The sequence below is a fragment of the Rhizobium metallidurans genome (genome assembly GCF_014196505.1).
GTDB classification, from domain to species: Bacteria; Pseudomonadota; Alphaproteobacteria; order Rhizobiales; family Rhizobiaceae; genus Rhizobium; species Rhizobium metallidurans.
The window spans coordinates 184,863-199,976 of the sequence record NZ_JACIDW010000004.1 but is presented as its reverse complement, the minus strand read 5'-3'; the positions used below and the strand labels follow the sequence as shown (position 1 = coordinate 199,976).

Here is a 15,114-nt window from a genome sequence, read left to right as displayed (position 1 = left end):
GATGATTCAAATGGGTCCGGTACGTTGGACCGATTTCAATGGAGCCGGTGAGAACCGGATAGACATAATGCGCCTCACAATGCTGCCTGGTTTTCTTTTGCTGATGCCGTTGGCCGAGATCGCGGGCTTCGTGATTGTCGGCAAGGCGATCGGTCTTTGGGCAACGCTCGGACTTGTCATGCTGAGTTTCGTGGGCGGCATGATGCTGTTGCGGCGGCAGGGTATCGGCATCCTGAAACGCATGTCCATGGAGGGACGCACCGGCGCGATGCCCGGGCGCGAGCTGCTGCGGCCTGCGATGTTCGTCATCGCCGCGCTGCTCCTGATCATCCCGGGCTTCATCAGCGATATCGTCGCGCTGCTCATCTTCGTCCCAGCGGTGCGGGATCTTGCCTGGAACTACGTGAGCCGCCGTTTCGTGGTAGTCGGCGCGTCCGGCGGCCCGTCCCGGACATCGCCGAAATCCCCCTATCGCGACAACAACGCCAATGTCGTCGATCTCGATGCGGAGGATTATCAGCGCGACCCGAACGGCAAGTCGCCGTGGTCCGGCAAAAGCCTTGGCGAATGAGGCTCTTGCCGGAGCCTTTCCTGATTACCGCCGGCTGGGCTAGGGTTGTAACGACATCGTCGAAATGATAGATGCGGCGAAATCCAATGCCCTCGAGGAAAAGCCAATGGACAGCGAAAACAGCAATAACGGTGCAACGAGCCCGAGCCTCACCATCCTAGCACAGTACACCAAGGACCTTTCCTTCGAGAATCCTGGTGCGCCGCGTTCGCTGCAGGCCCGCGACAAGGCACCGGCCATCAACATCAATGTCAACGTCAACGCCAACCCGCTTTCCGACACGGACTTCGACGTCGTTCTCTCCTTGAACGCCGAAGCCAAGGAAGGCGACAAGACGGTATTCCACACGGAGCTCGTCTATGGCGGCGTCTTCCGGATCGCCGGCTTCCCGCAGGAACACATGCTGCCGGTTCTCTTCATCGAGTGCCCGCGCATGCTCTTCCCGTTCGCGCGCCAGATCATCGCCGACGTAACCCGCAACGGCGGCTTCCCGCCGCTGATGATCGACCCGATCGATTTCTCGCAGATGTTTGCCCAGCGCGTTGCCGAAGAGCAGGCCCGCGCCAAGGTTCAGGCGAACTAATCCCTGACCAAATGAAGATTTAATTGCCCGGGCCAGCGCCCGGGCATTTTAGTTTGGGCGATCGTACTTCGCCCAGATGCCCTTCTGGCCGAGCTTGGCAATCAGCGCGTCATGCTGTTCGGCTTCGGTTTCGCTGAGGCGCGGTGCAAGCGGACGCGGCCGCTCGAGCGCAACGAGAACAATATCGTCATCGCTGTCGTTGCGTTCCGACGCGCCGTTGTTTTGCGATACACCAAGACCAAGCGCCGTCTGGCGGCCACCGATCATCTCGATATAAACTTCGGCGAGCAGTTCGGAGTCGAGCAAGGCGCCGTGCTTGGCGCGATGCGAGTTGTCTATCCCATAGCGGCGGCAGAGCGCATCGAGCGAGTTCGGCCCCATCGGATGCTTGCGCCGGGCCATCGACAGCGTATCGATCACATTCTCGGGAGAGATCGGCGGCAGGGAAAGCCGCGCCAGCTCGGCATTGATGAAGCCCATGTCGAAGGTGGCGTTGTGGGCGATCCACTTGCCTTCGCCAAAGAAATCGAGAATCTCCTGCGCCACCGCCGCGAAGGGCTGCTTGTCCTTCAGGAACTCGTCGGTGATCCCGTGAACGGCGAGCGCGTCCGGATGGACCTTCTGGTCTCCCGGACTGATATAGATGTGCAGCGTCTTTCCCGTCGGAAAGTGATTGAAGAGTTCGATGCCACCGATTTCGATGATGCGATCGGTGCGGTTGTCGAGCCCGGTGGTTTCCGTATCGAAAATGATTTCACGCATTCGGGAAATCTCCGTTCGCTATCCGCTGTCTCAGGTCCGCGATAATGGCGCCGACCCGCTCCCTGGCCTGGTCGATGCCATGACCGGTATCGATCACATAATGCGCGCGCCGGCGCTTTTCCGCATCGGGTGTCTGGCGCGAGAGAATCATATTGAATTTCTCTTCCGTCATGTTCGGACGCGCAAGTACCCGCTGCCGCTGAATCTGTGGATCACAGCTGACGACGACGACGACATCGACCCGATCCGCGGCGCCGCTCTCGAAAAGCAGCGGTATGTCGAGAAGGACCATCTGCGTGCCCTGCCCGCGCTGCGCGTCGAGAAACATCGCTTCGCGTTCGCGGACAAGAGGATGGACGATCCGCTCCAGTTGCTTGAAACCTTCGGGACGCGACGCAAGCTGCCGGCCCAGTTCCTGACGATCGACCGTGCCATTCTTCACCGATCCGGGAAAAGCGACATCGATGAGCGGCGCGGCGGCGCCCGAATACAGGTCATGGACGACGGCGTCGGCATCGTTGACCGGCAGACCGGCATCGGCGAAGAGCTTCGCCGTGGTCGACTTGCCCATCCCAATCGAGCCTGTCAGTCCGATTTTCAGCATCAATGCTTTTCCATATCCGCGATGATCATGGCACGAAGTGTCCCGTCGACGACCGGCCGCTTTCCGAACCATTTCTCGAAGCCGGGTACCGCCTGGTGCAGCAGCATACCCAAACCATCGACGGTCGCGAAACCCTGCATCTCAGCCTGCGCAAGAATGGGCGTCTTCAGCGGTACATAGACGATATCCGTGACAACGGCGTCCGGCTGCAACGGCGAGAAGTCGATATCGGGCGCGATCTCTCCCTCCATGCCGAGCGACGTCGTGTTGATAAAGAGGCCAGCGCCTTTCATCACTTCGGAAAGAGCCGCCATCGGATGCGGATGCACCGCTTCTCCAAAACGATCCGCGAGTTCGACGGCGCGGGCGACCGTGCGATTGACGAGATGGATCTCCCTGATGCCGCGATCGCGAACGGCCTGGATGACGGCACGGCTGGCGCCGCCCGCACCGAGGATAACCGCCGAGCGCACCTTGTCCCAGCCGGGATGGCGCTCATCCAGATTTGCGGTGAAGCCGCGGCCATCGGTGTTCGTGGCCTTCAGCTTGCCATCCTCGAGCCAGAGCGTGTTGGACGCGCCGAGTTCCTGTGAAAGGTCGTCCGGCTCATCGGCCAATTTGAACGCCATCTCCTTGTGCGGGATCGTGACGTTGCCGCCGACGAAGTCCGATGCGCCTGATTTCAAGGATTGGATGAAAGCCGGAAAATCATCCGGGGCGACTTCATGGGCGCGATAGCTTCCATCGAGAGACAGCGACTTCAGCCAATAGCCGTGTATGATCGGCGAGCGCGAATGCTTGACGGGAAAGCCGGTGACGAAGGCACGCCGGCCGATTGTTTCACGTGAATCATCCATCGATCGCACCCAATTCCCTCAGTTTTTCCAGAAGCGGCAGCATCGGCAGCCCCAATATGGTGAAGTAGTCGCCATCGATTTTCGAGAACAGCTGCAGGCCCTCCCCTTCAAGCTGATAGGCGCCGACGCTGCTCAGGGCGCGATCGCCGACCCGCTTCAGATGCCGTGCGATGAAATCGTCCGTGAGCGGACGCATCGTCAATTCGGCACGCGAGACATGCTCCCAGATGATGTCGCCGTTATAGGCAAGCGCGACCGCGCTGTTCAGCCTGTGGGTCTGCGCGGACAGCGCGGCGAGATGACCGGCTGCGTCTTCCATGCTCTTCGGCTTATGAAATGTGCGCTGCCCCAGAGACATCGTCTGATCGGAACCGATCACGATCGCGCCCGGCGAGCGATCGCTTACCTCTTTGGCTTTCTCCTTGGCCAGGACCAGCGCGATCGCATCGGGCGTTGCGCCATCCCGTTCGAGCGGTGCTTCGATTGCCCGCTCATCGACCTTCGCCGGATGAGCCTCGAAGGACAAGCCGGCATTTTCCATCAGCATGCGACGGAAGGGGCTGGAGGAAGCGAGTATGAGTTTCGGTATCATCTGTGCTCTCGGCGCGGTTGGCTTGGCAGCGCTTAGCGCAGCTTGGGACGCAGGGCAACGATTGCGGCCGCCGTCTCTTCGATGGAACGGCGGGTGACGTCGATCAGCGGCCAGTTGTGGCGGGCGCAAAGCGAGCGAGCATATTTCAGCTCTTCCGATATGGCGGCGCGATCGGTGTAGTCGCCGCGATCGAAGCCCGGGGTCGCGCCGAGGTCGCGATTTTCGCGAACCTGCGAGATGCGATCGGTGGTGGCGATCAGGCAGACAATGAGCGGCTTGCTCGCTTCGAACAGACTTTCCGGCAGGGGCACGCCATAGACAATCGGGATGTTGGCGGTCTTGATGCCGCGATTGGCGAGATAGATGCTGGTCGGTGTCTTCGATGTGCGGCTGATGCCGATGATGACAACGTCGGCGTCATTATAATCATCCGGCATCTGGCCGTCGTCGTGGTCCATCGTGAAGTTCAGCGCTTCGATGCGCGCGAAGTATCCGGCGTTCATGACATGCTGCGCGCCGACCCGACGGCGCGACGGCGCGCCGAGATAGATCTGAAACGCGTTGAGCACGGGTTCCAGAACATTGACGGAGGCCACGCCCATTTCGCGGCAACGCTCGTCTATCAACGTGGCGAGCTCGCGATCGACAATCGTATAGAGCACGATGCCGGGCTCGCCGTCGATCGCCTGCAGCACCGTCAGCAACTGCTTTCGATTGCGGATCAGCGGATAGACATGCTCGATCGGCTGCGACGACTTGAATTGCGCCGATGCCGCGCGTCCGGCTGAAATCAGGGTTTCACCCGTCGAGTCAGAAATGAGATGCAGATGGAAGAAGTTGGTACGGTTCTCCACGCTATTTTCCGCTGCCTGTTGAAAACACTGGATGACGGAGAGCTACGAGACGCGCCGGGGGTTAGGCAAGGGAAAACATGCCTGGTTTTCCACATTTCGGATTCTTTGCGGGCTTGAAAAGAGTGCCTGTTGGTTTTGTGGAAAGTTTGCGGCTATGCCTCGGATAGTCACAGCTTGTCCACAGCCTGGCGAATTTCCAAAGGTGTCATATCTCTTTGAAATCATGCTCGATTTTATACCTGTCCTGGTTTTGACGCCGAATTGCGCGATTTCTTTCCCGGATCATTCCCGGGGCAGTGACAATTGGTATCGGGCGTGGATGGATTTTAATCCTTGATAGTCACCGACTCTAAGAAATAGAAACCTTATAAATATCTTTGATTTTTTATAGGGAAGAAGCGCTTGAGTGACATGCGCCGGAAGATCATGCGGGTTCTGGACGGGGAAACTTTGAGCCCTCCCCCGATCTGGCTGATGCGGCAGGCAGGCAGATACCTGCCGGAGTATCGTGAGGTCAGAGCCAAGGCCGGAAGCTTTCTCGATCTCTGTTATACGCCGGATCATGCCGTCGAGGTGACGCTGCAGCCGATCCGGCGCTATGGCTTCGATGCTGCCATTCTCTTCTCCGACATTCTCGTCATTCCCGATGCGATGAAGCGCAACGTTCGCTTCACCGAAGGACATGGACCGGAGATGGATCCGATCGACGTGGACGGGATCGCTGGTCTGGATGGCAGCCGCGTGCTTCAGCATCTGGAACCGGTGCTGGAGACCGTTCGACGTCTCCGGAGTGATCTGCCAGCGGAAACCACACTCCTCGGCTTCTGTGGCGCTCCCTGGACCGTTGCGACCTATATGATCGCTGGCCATGGTACCCCCGATCAGGCCCCTGCTCGTTTGTTTGCCTATCGGCATCCGAAGGCATTCGAAAAGCTGCTGATGTTGCTGGCGGATGTTTCGGCTGACTATCTCGTCGCGCAGATCGATGCCGGCGCCGACGCCGTGCAGATCTTCGATTCCTGGGCGGGCGTGCTCGGCGAGCGTGAGTTCGAGGCGTTTGCCGTGAAGCCGGTGGCGCGAATGATCGCCTCCATCAAGACACGCCGCCCGAACGCCAAGATCATCGCTTTCGCGAAGGGAGCGGGCTATCTGCTCAGAACCTACCGCCAGAAAACCAAGGCCGATGCGATCGGTCTCGATTGGTCCGTGCCGCTCGACTTCGCGGCCGAACTGCAGAAGGATGGACCGGTCCAGGGAAACCTCGATCCGATGCGGATGGTTGCCGGCGGCACCGCGCTTGAGGACGGTATCGACGATATTCTGCAGCGACTGGGAAATGGGCCGCTGATCTTCAACCTCGGACATGGAATTACCCCGCAGGCCGATCCGGAGAATGTCCGGCTGCTTGTCGAGCGTGTGCGCGGCGGAAGGGTGTGACGATGGAAAGCCAGATCGACGAGAGACCCGGTTCCTATGCGCGCCGGCGCGCCTTCATCGCCATCGCGTTCTTCGTGGCGCTGGCGGTCGGCCTCTTCGTCTGGAATCCCGATACGCTCTCCCTCTGGATCAAGGCGCTTCACATCATCGCGGTGATCTCATGGATGGCCGGCCTGTTCTACATGCCGCGTTTGTTCATCTACCACACCGATGCCGAGCCGGGTTCGGTGCAGTCGGAGACGTTCAAGGTCATGGAACGCCGCCTTTTGAAGGTGATCATGAATCCGGCGATGATGCTGACCTGGATCTTCGGGCTGTACCTTTCGTGGTCGGCTTATGGCTTCCAGGGCGGATGGCTGCACGCGAAGATCGGGCTTGTCGTTCTCTTGACCGCCGTGCACGTGTTCTTCAGTCGCGCCGCCAAGGCGTTCGAGCGTGACGAGAACCGGCGTTCGGCCCGCTACTGGCGCTTCATGAACGAGGCGCCGACCGTTTTGATGATCGCGATCGTCATCCTCGTCGTCGTCAAGCCATTTTGATGCAGCCGGCTCACAGGTTAAATTTGCTTCATTTTAAGCAGCCCCCTTGCGGCGGCGGACCTGACTCGCTATTTTCCGCTCACCTCATCCTTGTGGCATGTATGTAAAGTTCGATCGTCTGCGGGTTCCTCGCAGGGCCGGTTACTGTCTCGACATCGCCTTTCCCCTCAAAATTATAGAGTAATGGACACTTCATGTCTGAAATGAAGCTTCAGGAACTTAAGAGTAAATCCCCGACCGATCTTCTGGCATTCGCCGAATCGCTCGAGGTCGAGAATGCCAGCACGATGCGCAAGCAGGAGCTGATGTTCGCAATACTCAAGGTTCTTGCCAGCCAGGACGTCGAGATCATCGGCGAAGGCGTCGTCGAAGTTCTGCAGGACGGCTTCGGCTTTCTGCGTTCGGCCAACGCCAATTATCTCCCTGGTCCCGATGATATCTACATCTCCCCCTCGCAGATCCGCCGTTTCTCGCTGAAAACAGGTGATACGGTTGAAGGGCCCATCCGCGGACCGAAGGAAGGCGAGCGCTATTTCGCGCTGCTGAAGGTCAATACGATCAACTTCGACGATCCGGAAAAAATCCGTCACAAGGTTCACTTCGATAACCTGACCCCGCTCTATCCGAACGAGCGCTTCAAGATGGAACTCGAGATCCCGACCAACAAGGATCTCTCCTCGCGCGTCATCGATCTCGTCGCGCCGCTCGGCAAGGGCCAGCGCGGCCTCATCGTCGCGCCGCCGCGCACGGGTAAGACGGTTCTCCTGCAGAACATCGCGCACTCGATCACCGCCAACCATCCGGAATGCTACCTCATCGTCCTCCTGATCGACGAACGTCCCGAGGAAGTGACGGACATGCAGCGCTCGGTGAAGGGCGAAGTCGTTTCGTCGACCTTCGACGAACCCGCTACCCGCCACGTGCAGGTTGCCGAAATGGTCATCGAGAAGGCGAAGCGCCTGGTCGAGCACGGTCGCGACGTCGTGATCCTTCTCGATTCGATCACCCGCCTCGGTCGCGCCTACAACACGGTCGTACCCTCTTCCGGCAAGGTTCTCACCGGCGGTGTCGACGCAAACGCGCTGCAGCGCCCGAAGCGCTTCTTCGGTGCGGCACGTAACATCGAAGAAGGCGGCTCGCTGACGATCATCGCAACCGCGCTGATCGATACCGGTAGCCGTATGGACGAAGTCATCTTCGAAGAATTCAAGGGCACCGGCAACTCCGAAATCGTGCTCGACCGCAAGGTCGCCGACAAGCGCATCTTCCCGTCGATGGATATCCTCAAGTCTGGGACGCGTAAGGAAGACCTGCTTGTTCCACGCCAGGACCTGCAGAAGATCTTCGTTCTCCGCCGTATCCTCGCCCCGATGGGCACGACGGATGCAATCGAGTTCCTCATCGACAAGCTGAAGCAGACGAAGAGCAATTCCGATTTCTTCGAATCGATGAATACCTGATTTATCCTTAGCCGGATTCTATCAATTAAAGCCGGCCTCTAAATTGGCCGGCTTTTCTGTTTGCATGTGCCTGACTGAATAGCCAACGCTGTTTCCAAAGTGGCGCGTGATCGATTCGGTATCGTATCAATTGGAGTGTGTCCGTGGGGGAATTCACAGAGACGATCTATGCGCTATCCAGTGGCGCCGTTCCTGCCGGCCTGGCGGTCATCCGTGTCAGCGGACCGAAGGTCGCGGATGTGATGAGAGTCATGGTTTCAAGCGCCGTTCCGCCGCGTTCGACCTCATTGAGAACGATTCGAACCCGTAACGGTGCGGTCTTGGACAACGGTCTGGTCTTGTTCTTCCCCGGCCCTCACTCTTTCACCGGCGAAGACGTCGTCGAGTTTCATCTGCATGGCGGCCGCGCGGTCGTAAGCGCGGTATACCAGGAGCTCAGTTCGTTGGACGGCCTGCGCCAGGCAATGGCCGGTGAATTCTCGCGGCGCGCTTTCGAAAATGGAAAGCTCGACCTGCTTGAAATCGAAGGTCTTGCGGATTTGATCTCCGCGGAGACGGAGATGCAGCGCCGCCTTGCCCTCGAATACAGCTCTGGCGGGCTCTCGACGCTCTATGAATCCTGGTCGCAGCGTTTGACGCGGGGTCGAGCGCTCATTGAAGCGGAACTGGATTTCCCTGACGAGGATGATGTTCCGGGTTCGGTGTCCGATCAGGTTTGGTCGGATATGACGGCGCTCGTCAGCGAAATACGTCAGCATCTTGGCATGGCAAAGGCCGGGGAGATAATCAGGGACGGCTTCAAGGTTGTCATCGCCGGCTTGCCGAATGCGGGAAAATCGAGCTTGATGAACGCGCTCGTTCGACGAGATATCGCGATCGTGACCGATATTGCTGGAACGACGCGCGATGTATTGTCCACCGATCTCGATATCGATGGCTTTCTCGTGAAGCTCTACGACACCGCGGGCCTGCGGGAGACCGAAGAGGTTGTTGAGCGCGAGGGCATTCGTCGGGCGCGCTCTGCGATGGAAGCCGCCGATCTCGTGGTCTATGTTGAAGACATGTCCGCCCCGACGGATGAGCGCTCCGCGCCCTCTTCCGCGCTCCGTGTTGGTACGAAATCGGATTTGCCGGCCATTTCTTCGCGTGAGTACGATGTCAGGATTTCGGTCGAGACCAGCGCGGGATTGGACCAGCTTCGGCAGGCGATCGGAAATCGGCTCCGGGAAATGGTCCCTGCTCATTCGCTGGCCATCCCCACTCGTGCCCGGCACAACGATTCGTTAGCGGAATGTATTTTGGCCATCGAGCGGGCGATCGTGAATGACCATGTTGATCTCGATCTGAGAGCAGAAGATCTGCGAATGGCCGGAACGGCGCTTGGTCGCATCACCGGCCGGGTCGATGTCGAGAATCTTCTCGATGTGATCTTCGGTGAATTCTGTATCGGCAAATGATTCACGTGAAACAGTGCGACTCCGCCGAAAAACGGGGTTTCACGTGAAACGTCTTGACTCCCGGGTCAGCTTGCCGCATCACCGACCGATCTCAGGAGCATTGTTATGAATACCTCACGGTTCGATGTCATCGTCATTGGTGGCGGGCACGCGGGATGCGAAGCCGCTTCCGCGTCCGCGCGCGCTGGCGCAAGAACGGCGCTTGTTACGCATAAGCGCGAGACGATCGGCGTGATGTCTTGCAATCCTGCGATCGGAGGGCTTGGCAAAGGCCATCTGGTTCGCGAGATCGACGCTCTGGACGGGCTGATGGGCCGCGTTGCCGACGCCGGTGGCATTCAGTTCCGTATGCTCAACCGCAAAAAGGGACCAGCGGTCCGCGGCCCGCGTACCCAGGCCGATCGAAAGCTCTATCGCCAGGCGATGCTGACCGAGATCTCGGGGATCCCCAATCTGACAGTCATCGAGGGTGATGCCTTCGATCTGTCGATCAAGGATGGGCGGGTGTCTGGCGTTATTATGAAAGATAGCCGGATTCTGGACGCGGGCGCTGTGGTGTTGACCACCGGCACGTTTCTGCGTGGGCTCATTCACATTGGCGATCAGAAAATCCCTGCCGGCCGCGTTGGCGAAGAGCCGTCGGTGGGTCTGTCGAAGACGTTGCTGGGTATGGGATTGCAACTCGGTCGCCTGAAGACGGGCACCCCTGCCCGCCTGGACGGAAAGACGATCGACTGGGCGGGCGTGGGTCGCCAGGGTGCCGATGAGGATGCTGTGCCGTTCTCCTTCATGACCGATCACATCTCGAACCCACAGATCGACTGCGGCGTTACGCGCACGACGGAAGCGACACATCGGATCATCGTCGACAATCTCAAACGATCGGCAATGTATTCAGGCCAGATAGAGGGTGTGGGTCCCCGCTATTGTCCGTCGATCGAGGATAAGCTGGTCAAGTTCGGCGAGCGCGATGGCCATCAGGTGTTTCTCGAGCCTGAAGGTCTCGATGATGATACGGTCTATCCGAACGGTATATCGACCTCGCTTCCCGCTGACGTTCAAGACGCATTCATTCGAACGATACCTGGCCTTGAGCGGGTTGCCATTCTTCAGCCGGGCTATGCAATCGAGTACGACCATGTCGATCCGCGTGAACTCAAGCCCTCGCTCGAAGTGAAGAAGCAGCCGGGGTTGTTCCTGGCTGGGCAGATCAATGGCACGACGGGATATGAAGAGGCCGCCGCGCAGGGGCTGGTCGCCGGCCTCAATGCGGCACGCTTGGCGGGACAGCAGGACGCGGTGCGGTTCAGCCGCACGGATTCCTATATTGGTGTGATGATCGATGATCTCACGTCGCGCGGTGTGGCGGAGCCTTACCGGATGTTTACGTCGAGAGCGGAATACCGCCTGTCGCTCCGGGCGGACAATGCGGATGTGCGCCTTACCCCTCTCGCGATGTCCTTGGGCATAGCGTCCAACTCTCGTTCCGAACGGTTTGATCGGTATGCATCGGCTATCGAAGCGGGGCGGACGTTGTTGACCTCCTTGTCGGTGACACCCACCGAGGCGCGCCGCTCCGGGCTCAAGCTCAATCTCGATGGCCAGCGGCGCACGGCTTACGAACTGCTGGCGTTCCCAGACTTCGATCTGGAGACGCTTCGGCCGGTATGGCCGGAATTGAATGCGATTGATGCCAAGACCGGTGCTGCCCTGCAGATCGAGGCAAACTACGCGGTTTACATGGATCGGCAGCAGGCTGATGTTGCTCACATCAAGCGCGACGAGGAGCGTGTCATCCCTGAGGACTTCGACTTCGATCGTTTGGCTGGCCTGTCGAACGAGCTCAAGCAGAAATTGGCGAAAACCCGTCCCTATGATGTCGCGCAGGCTTCCCGTATTGACGGAATGACGCCGGCGGCGATCTCGCTCCTGCTGGTGCACTTGCGCCGCGGCGACGTCGCGGCATAGATTGCAATCCACACTATTTGAGAGTCCTCGTATGGAATTGAACGGCCGACGTGTTTCACGTGAAACACAGGAACGACTTGAGCATTTTGTTGATCTGTTTCAGAAATGGAGCAAGGCCATCAATCTTTCGGCGCCCTCCACACTCAAGGACGCGTGGGATAGGCACGTCGCTGATAGCGCACAAATCTTTCAGCTTCAGCCGCTGGCGGCGAACTGGGTCGATCTCGGTAGCGGCGGCGGCTTTCCCGGCGTCGTGACGGCGATATTTCTGGCTGAACTCAACGGTGGATGGGTGCATCTCGTCGAGAGCAACAACAAGAAGGCCGCATTCTTGCGCACCGCGCTCAGGGAAACAGGAGCCCGAGGTTCCGTACATCCGGTGCGGATCGAAGATGCGGTTGCCAATCTGCCGGCTTGCGACTTCGTCTCGGCCCGAGCCCTTGCAGACCTCGACAAGCTATTGGAATTCGTTCAGCCATTTGCGATCCGTAACGAAAAAATCCGCGCCTACTTCCACAAAGGCCGGGATTACCGATCAGAGGTCGCGAAAGCGCATAGTCGCTGGACGTTTGATCTGGTAGAACACAGAAGTGCCGTCGAGGTTGACTCAGTCGTTCTTGAGATCTCCCATTTAAGGCATTTGGTCTAACAAATCGGGCGTTGCGACAATGGTTGCTGGACGGAATCGAATTATCACGATCGCAAATCAGAAAGGTGGCGTTGGCAAAACGACGACGGCTATCAATCTGGCAACAGCTTTGGCGGCGATCGGTGAGCGGGTTCTTATCGTGGATCTCGATCCTCAGGGCAACGCAAGTACCGGCCTGGGTATCGATCGCAAGAGCCGTAGCCGGTCCTCCTACGATCTTCTGATTGGTGATCACGGAATTCTTGAGGTGGTGCAAGAGACTGCCGTACCGAACCTCTATATCGTCCCCTCGACGATGGATCTGCTGGGGATTGAGATGGAGATCGCTCAGCAGAGTGACCGTGTCTTCAAGCTCAAAAAAGCGCTTGCAGAGCGCGACGCATTCCAATTTTCCTATATACTTGTCGACTGCCCCCCTTCCTTCAATCTCCTGACCATGAATGCTATGGCCGCCGCGCATTCGGTACTGGTTCCCCTGCAGTGCGAGTTCTTCGCGCTTGAGGGGTTGAGCCAGTTGCTTGAAACCGTCGACCAGGTTCGCCGAAGCGTGAATCCGCAGCTTGATATCCAGGGCATCGTGCTGACGATGTTCGATTCGAGAAACAATCTGGCGCAGCAGGTTGTGAACGATGTGCGCACCCATCTCGGTGAAAAGGTTTATCATACGTTAATTCCGCGCAATGTGCGGGTGTCCGAGGCGCCCTCTTATGGGAAGCCTGCCATTCTCTACGACCTCAAATGTGCTGGAAGTCAGGCCTATCTGCAGTTGGCTTCCGAAGTCATTCAGCGCGAACGCCAGCGTCTGGCTGCCTGAGCAAGCTCTCGAATATAGTGGTGAGTACCGACGATGAACGATGATGTCTCGAAGAGAAGACTGGGGCGCGGCCTCGCAGCGCTGATTGGCGAAATGGATCAGCCGGCGCCCGTCGACGCGAGCCAACGCGCGGTCAGCGCCGACCGCCTGGTTCCAATCGAGTTCATTACGCGGAACCCCCGAAACCCTCGCCGTTTCTTCGATGATGGTGAGCTCCATGATCTCGCGAGCTCGATCCGGCAGCATGGTATTGTCCAGCCAGTCGTCGTGCGCACGCTTTCGGTCAGCCAATATGAAATCATAGCCGGCGAAAGACGTTGGCGCGCGGCACAGCTGGCAGGTCTGGTCGAGATTCCGGTAATCGTGCGGGATGTCGATGACAAGACGGCGCTCGAAATCGCGATCGTCGAAAACGTTCAGCGGTCCGATCTGAATGCGCTGGAAGAAGCGCTTGGCTACGAGCAATTGATCGCGGATTACGGCTACACGCAAAACGATCTTGGCGAGATCATCGGCAAAAGCCGCAGTCATGTCGCCAATTCGCTACGGCTTTTGAAGTTGCCGGAACCTGTCCGAGATCTGCTTGCTGCCGGTAGCCTTTCCGCGGGCCACGCGCGCGCGCTGGTGTCCACGTCTGATCCTACCGTGCTGGCGCGAACGATCGTTTCCAAGGGTATGTCGGTGCGCGATGCCGAGCGGCTCGCACAGAACGATATCAAGGCGCAGTCGGAGCCGAAGCCTGCCGTCAATCCGCGCGATCAGAAGGATTCCGACACGATCGCGCTTGAGCGCACGCTCTCCGATACGCTTGGATTGGACGTCGTGATCAATCACAAGGCCAATGGCGGACAGATTCGAATTTCCTATAAGTCATTGGATCAATTGGAAGAAATCTGCCGGCTTCTGGAGCGTCGGTGATTCTGTTTATTTACGGCCGGATTGAAGCGTGGTCGATAGAAGCGTCTGCATGGCAATCGTGTCCTCCAGCGAGGCGCGACGCCTGGTCTGCAGAATGGCTGCCTGCAGACGGTTTGTTTCACGGGCTAGCGCGTCGGCCGACCACGTTCTCAAGGCCTGCTCAATGATCGGCTTGCGCTTGAAATGAAGGTGGCGCCCGAGCGTCTGCATGACCTGAGACGCCTGTGTCCGCTTTTCGTCCATCTCGGCGCGCATCGCATCCATCAATTGAAACTGCCTCAGGCATGCCTGTATGACGAGAAAGACCGACGTCTTCGATGCCGTGATCTTCTGCATGGCATGCAGGAAGGTTCCCGAGTTTCCTGTCAGGATCGCATCGACGGCGTCGTCAACGGAGATGGCGCTTGCGTCACCGATGATGTCAGTGACGTGATGCTCCTCGATGACCTCCATATTGAGGCAGTATAGCGCGAGCTTCCTGACCTCGTTTCGGGAGGCGATGCGATCGCCCCCTATGAGCTCCAGCAGCGCCTGTCGGGCGGCGGGCGTGATCCGGAGGTTGGCGCCCGCGAGTTCGGCGTCTATCAGGCTGTTGAGCGCGCGGGCGTCGTCGGCATAGCATGGGATGGTCGCAATACTGCGGGCCGCCTCGCTTGCCTTGCGCAGAAGCGAGCCTTTCTTGAGGTCGCCTGCCTCTATGATGATGAACGTTGCCTCGGGCGGCTTCTGGGCCAGCACTTGCAGGCCGTCGACGAGGTACTTCTCGTTCGCCGCGCCGCGAATCCAGATCAGCTTCTGGCCGCCAAAGAGCCCGATCGCGCCTGCTTCGTCGAGCAGTCGTCCCTGGTCCTTTTGCAGGTCGCCGATATCAAGCTTGATAAGGGAGAACGGATCTGAAAGATCGACGCCGGTTCTGGCGGCGATGAGGCCGGCGCGTTCCGATACCAGCCCGCGATCAGGGCCATAAATGACGAACAATTGATAGTGGCGGGCGGATTTCTCCAGAAATCCCTCGAACTCATGCGATTTTATCTCCGCCACGCAACCGC

The 15,114-nt window shown here is 58.7% G+C and carries 16 protein-coding genes; 10 read left to right on the top strand and 6 right to left on the bottom strand.

What is annotated here, in order from left to right; translation table 11 throughout:
• The first annotated feature begins 67 nt into the window (after positions 1-67).
• Entirely contained in the window at positions 68-571 is a 504-nt protein-coding gene (locus GGQ67_RS10330) for an FxsA family protein (protein ID WP_183900078.1), read from the top strand.
• Between the two features lie 106 nt (positions 572-677).
• On the top strand, positions 678-1,154 hold the full coding sequence (secB, locus tag GGQ67_RS10325; protein WP_018901123.1) for a protein-export chaperone SecB: 477 nt from the start codon (positions 678-680) through the stop codon (positions 1,152-1,154).
• Between the two features lie 48 nt (positions 1,155-1,202).
• Here the strand turns inward: secB and dnaQ are convergent, their stop codons facing one another.
• The 5 genes from dnaQ to GGQ67_RS10300 are packed head-to-tail and all read right to left on the bottom strand — an operon-like array spanning position 1,203 to position 4,823.
• Positions 1,203-1,916 carry a DNA polymerase III subunit epsilon gene (gene dnaQ, locus GGQ67_RS10320; RefSeq protein ID WP_183900077.1) on the bottom strand — a complete coding sequence of 238 codons (714 nt, stop codon included), beginning with the start codon at positions 1,914-1,916 and terminating at the stop codon, positions 1,203-1,205.
• A complete protein-coding gene (gene coaE, locus GGQ67_RS10315) occupies positions 1,909-2,520 on the bottom strand; it encodes a dephospho-CoA kinase (RefSeq protein WP_183900075.1) in 612 nt (203 codons plus the stop codon). The genes dnaQ and coaE overlap by 8 nt, the downstream gene beginning before the upstream one ends.
• Positions 2,520-3,377: a shikimate dehydrogenase gene (locus GGQ67_RS10310; RefSeq protein WP_183900073.1), complete on the bottom strand. Its 858-nt coding sequence runs from the start codon at positions 3,375-3,377 to the stop codon at positions 2,520-2,522. The genes coaE and GGQ67_RS10310 overlap by 1 nt, the downstream gene beginning before the upstream one ends.
• Positions 3,370-3,969 carry a Maf-like protein gene (locus GGQ67_RS10305; RefSeq protein WP_183900071.1) on the bottom strand — a complete coding sequence of 200 codons (600 nt, stop codon included), beginning with the start codon at positions 3,967-3,969 and terminating at the stop codon, positions 3,370-3,372. Before GGQ67_RS10305 ends, GGQ67_RS10310 begins: the two co-directional genes overlap by 8 nt.
• 32 nt (positions 3,970-4,001) lie before the next feature.
• Positions 4,002-4,823, bottom strand: a complete 822-nt coding sequence (locus tag GGQ67_RS10300) for a pyruvate, water dikinase regulatory protein (protein ID WP_183900070.1) — start codon at positions 4,821-4,823, stop codon at positions 4,002-4,004.
• A gap of 402 nt (positions 4,824-5,225) precedes the next feature.
• On the opposite strand from GGQ67_RS10300, the gene hemE reads away from it, so the two are divergent.
• The 8 genes from hemE to GGQ67_RS10260 all read left to right on the top strand — a co-directional run bounded on the left by hemE (position 5,226) and on the right by GGQ67_RS10260 (position 14,065).
• Positions 5,226-6,260, top strand: coding sequence for a uroporphyrinogen decarboxylase (gene hemE / locus GGQ67_RS10295; RefSeq protein ID WP_183900068.1), 1,035 nt, complete (start codon positions 5,226-5,228; stop codon positions 6,258-6,260).
• A 2-nt stretch (positions 6,261-6,262) separates the two neighbouring features.
• A complete protein-coding gene (gene hemJ / locus GGQ67_RS10290) occupies positions 6,263-6,799 on the top strand; it encodes a protoporphyrinogen oxidase HemJ (RefSeq protein WP_183900067.1) in 537 nt (178 codons plus the stop codon).
• A gap of 194 nt (positions 6,800-6,993) precedes the next feature.
• Positions 6,994-8,259, top strand: coding sequence for a transcription termination factor Rho (gene rho / locus GGQ67_RS10285; RefSeq protein ID WP_018901115.1), 1,266 nt, complete (start codon positions 6,994-6,996; stop codon positions 8,257-8,259).
• A gap of 143 nt (positions 8,260-8,402) precedes the next feature.
• Entirely contained in the window at positions 8,403-9,716 is a 1,314-nt protein-coding gene (mnmE, locus tag GGQ67_RS10280; RefSeq protein ID WP_183900065.1) for a tRNA uridine-5-carboxymethylaminomethyl(34) synthesis GTPase MnmE, read from the top strand.
• A gap of 105 nt (positions 9,717-9,821) precedes the next feature.
• Positions 9,822-11,684 carry a tRNA uridine-5-carboxymethylaminomethyl(34) synthesis enzyme MnmG gene (gene mnmG / locus GGQ67_RS10275; protein ID WP_183900063.1) on the top strand — a complete coding sequence of 621 codons (1,863 nt, stop codon included), beginning with the start codon at positions 9,822-9,824 and terminating at the stop codon, positions 11,682-11,684.
• Positions 11,685-11,715: 31 nt separating this feature from the next.
• Positions 11,716-12,333 (top strand): 16S rRNA (guanine(527)-N(7))-methyltransferase RsmG, encoded by a 618-nt coding sequence (gene rsmG / locus GGQ67_RS10270; protein ID WP_183900061.1) that lies wholly within the window; start codon positions 11,716-11,718, stop codon positions 12,331-12,333.
• Positions 12,334-12,352: 19 nt separating this feature from the next.
• On the top strand, positions 12,353-13,147 hold the full coding sequence (locus tag GGQ67_RS10265; protein ID WP_183900059.1) for a ParA family protein: 795 nt from the start codon (positions 12,353-12,355) through the stop codon (positions 13,145-13,147).
• Between the two features lie 33 nt (positions 13,148-13,180).
• Positions 13,181-14,065 carry a ParB/RepB/Spo0J family partition protein gene (locus tag GGQ67_RS10260; RefSeq protein ID WP_183900058.1) on the top strand — a complete coding sequence of 295 codons (885 nt, stop codon included), beginning with the start codon at positions 13,181-13,183 and terminating at the stop codon, positions 14,063-14,065.
• Between the two features lie 6 nt (positions 14,066-14,071).
• Here the strand turns inward: GGQ67_RS10260 and holA are convergent, their stop codons facing one another.
• Positions 14,072-15,106 (bottom strand): DNA polymerase III subunit delta, encoded by a 1,035-nt coding sequence (gene holA, locus GGQ67_RS10255; protein ID WP_183900057.1) that lies wholly within the window; start codon positions 15,104-15,106, stop codon positions 14,072-14,074.
• Between the last annotated feature and the right edge of the window lie 8 nt (positions 15,107-15,114).

Bases quoted from the DNA above. Each gene is read 5' to 3' on its own strand.
- GGQ67_RS10260 (WP_183900058.1), top strand. From the start codon at position 13,181: ATGAACGATGATGTCTCGAAGAGAAGACTGGGGCGCGGCCTCGCAGCG.
- coaE (WP_183900075.1), bottom strand. From the start codon at position 2,520: ATGCTGAAAATCGGACTGACAGGCTCGATTGGGATGGGCAAGTCGACC.
- rsmG (WP_183900061.1), top strand. From the start codon at position 11,716: ATGGAATTGAACGGCCGACGTGTTTCACGTGAAACACAGGAACGACTT.
- rho (WP_018901115.1), top strand. From the start codon at position 6,994: ATGTCTGAAATGAAGCTTCAGGAACTTAAGAGTAAATCCCCGACCGAT.
- GGQ67_RS10265 (WP_183900059.1), top strand. From the start codon at position 12,353: ATGGTTGCTGGACGGAATCGAATTATCACGATCGCAAATCAGAAAGGT.
- GGQ67_RS10305 (WP_183900071.1), bottom strand. From the start codon at position 3,969: ATGATACCGAAACTCATACTCGCTTCCTCCAGCCCCTTCCGTCGCATG.
- dnaQ (WP_183900077.1), bottom strand. From the start codon at position 1,916: ATGCGTGAAATCATTTTCGATACGGAAACCACCGGGCTCGACAACCGC.
- mnmG (WP_183900063.1), top strand. From the start codon at position 9,822: ATGAATACCTCACGGTTCGATGTCATCGTCATTGGTGGCGGGCACGCG.
- hemJ (WP_183900067.1), top strand. From the start codon at position 6,263: ATGGAAAGCCAGATCGACGAGAGACCCGGTTCCTATGCGCGCCGGCGC.
- GGQ67_RS10330 (WP_183900078.1), top strand. From the start codon at position 68: ATGCGCCTCACAATGCTGCCTGGTTTTCTTTTGCTGATGCCGTTGGCC.
- secB (WP_018901123.1), top strand. From the start codon at position 678: ATGGACAGCGAAAACAGCAATAACGGTGCAACGAGCCCGAGCCTCACC.
- GGQ67_RS10310 (WP_183900073.1), bottom strand. From the start codon at position 3,377: ATGGATGATTCACGTGAAACAATCGGCCGGCGTGCCTTCGTCACCGGC.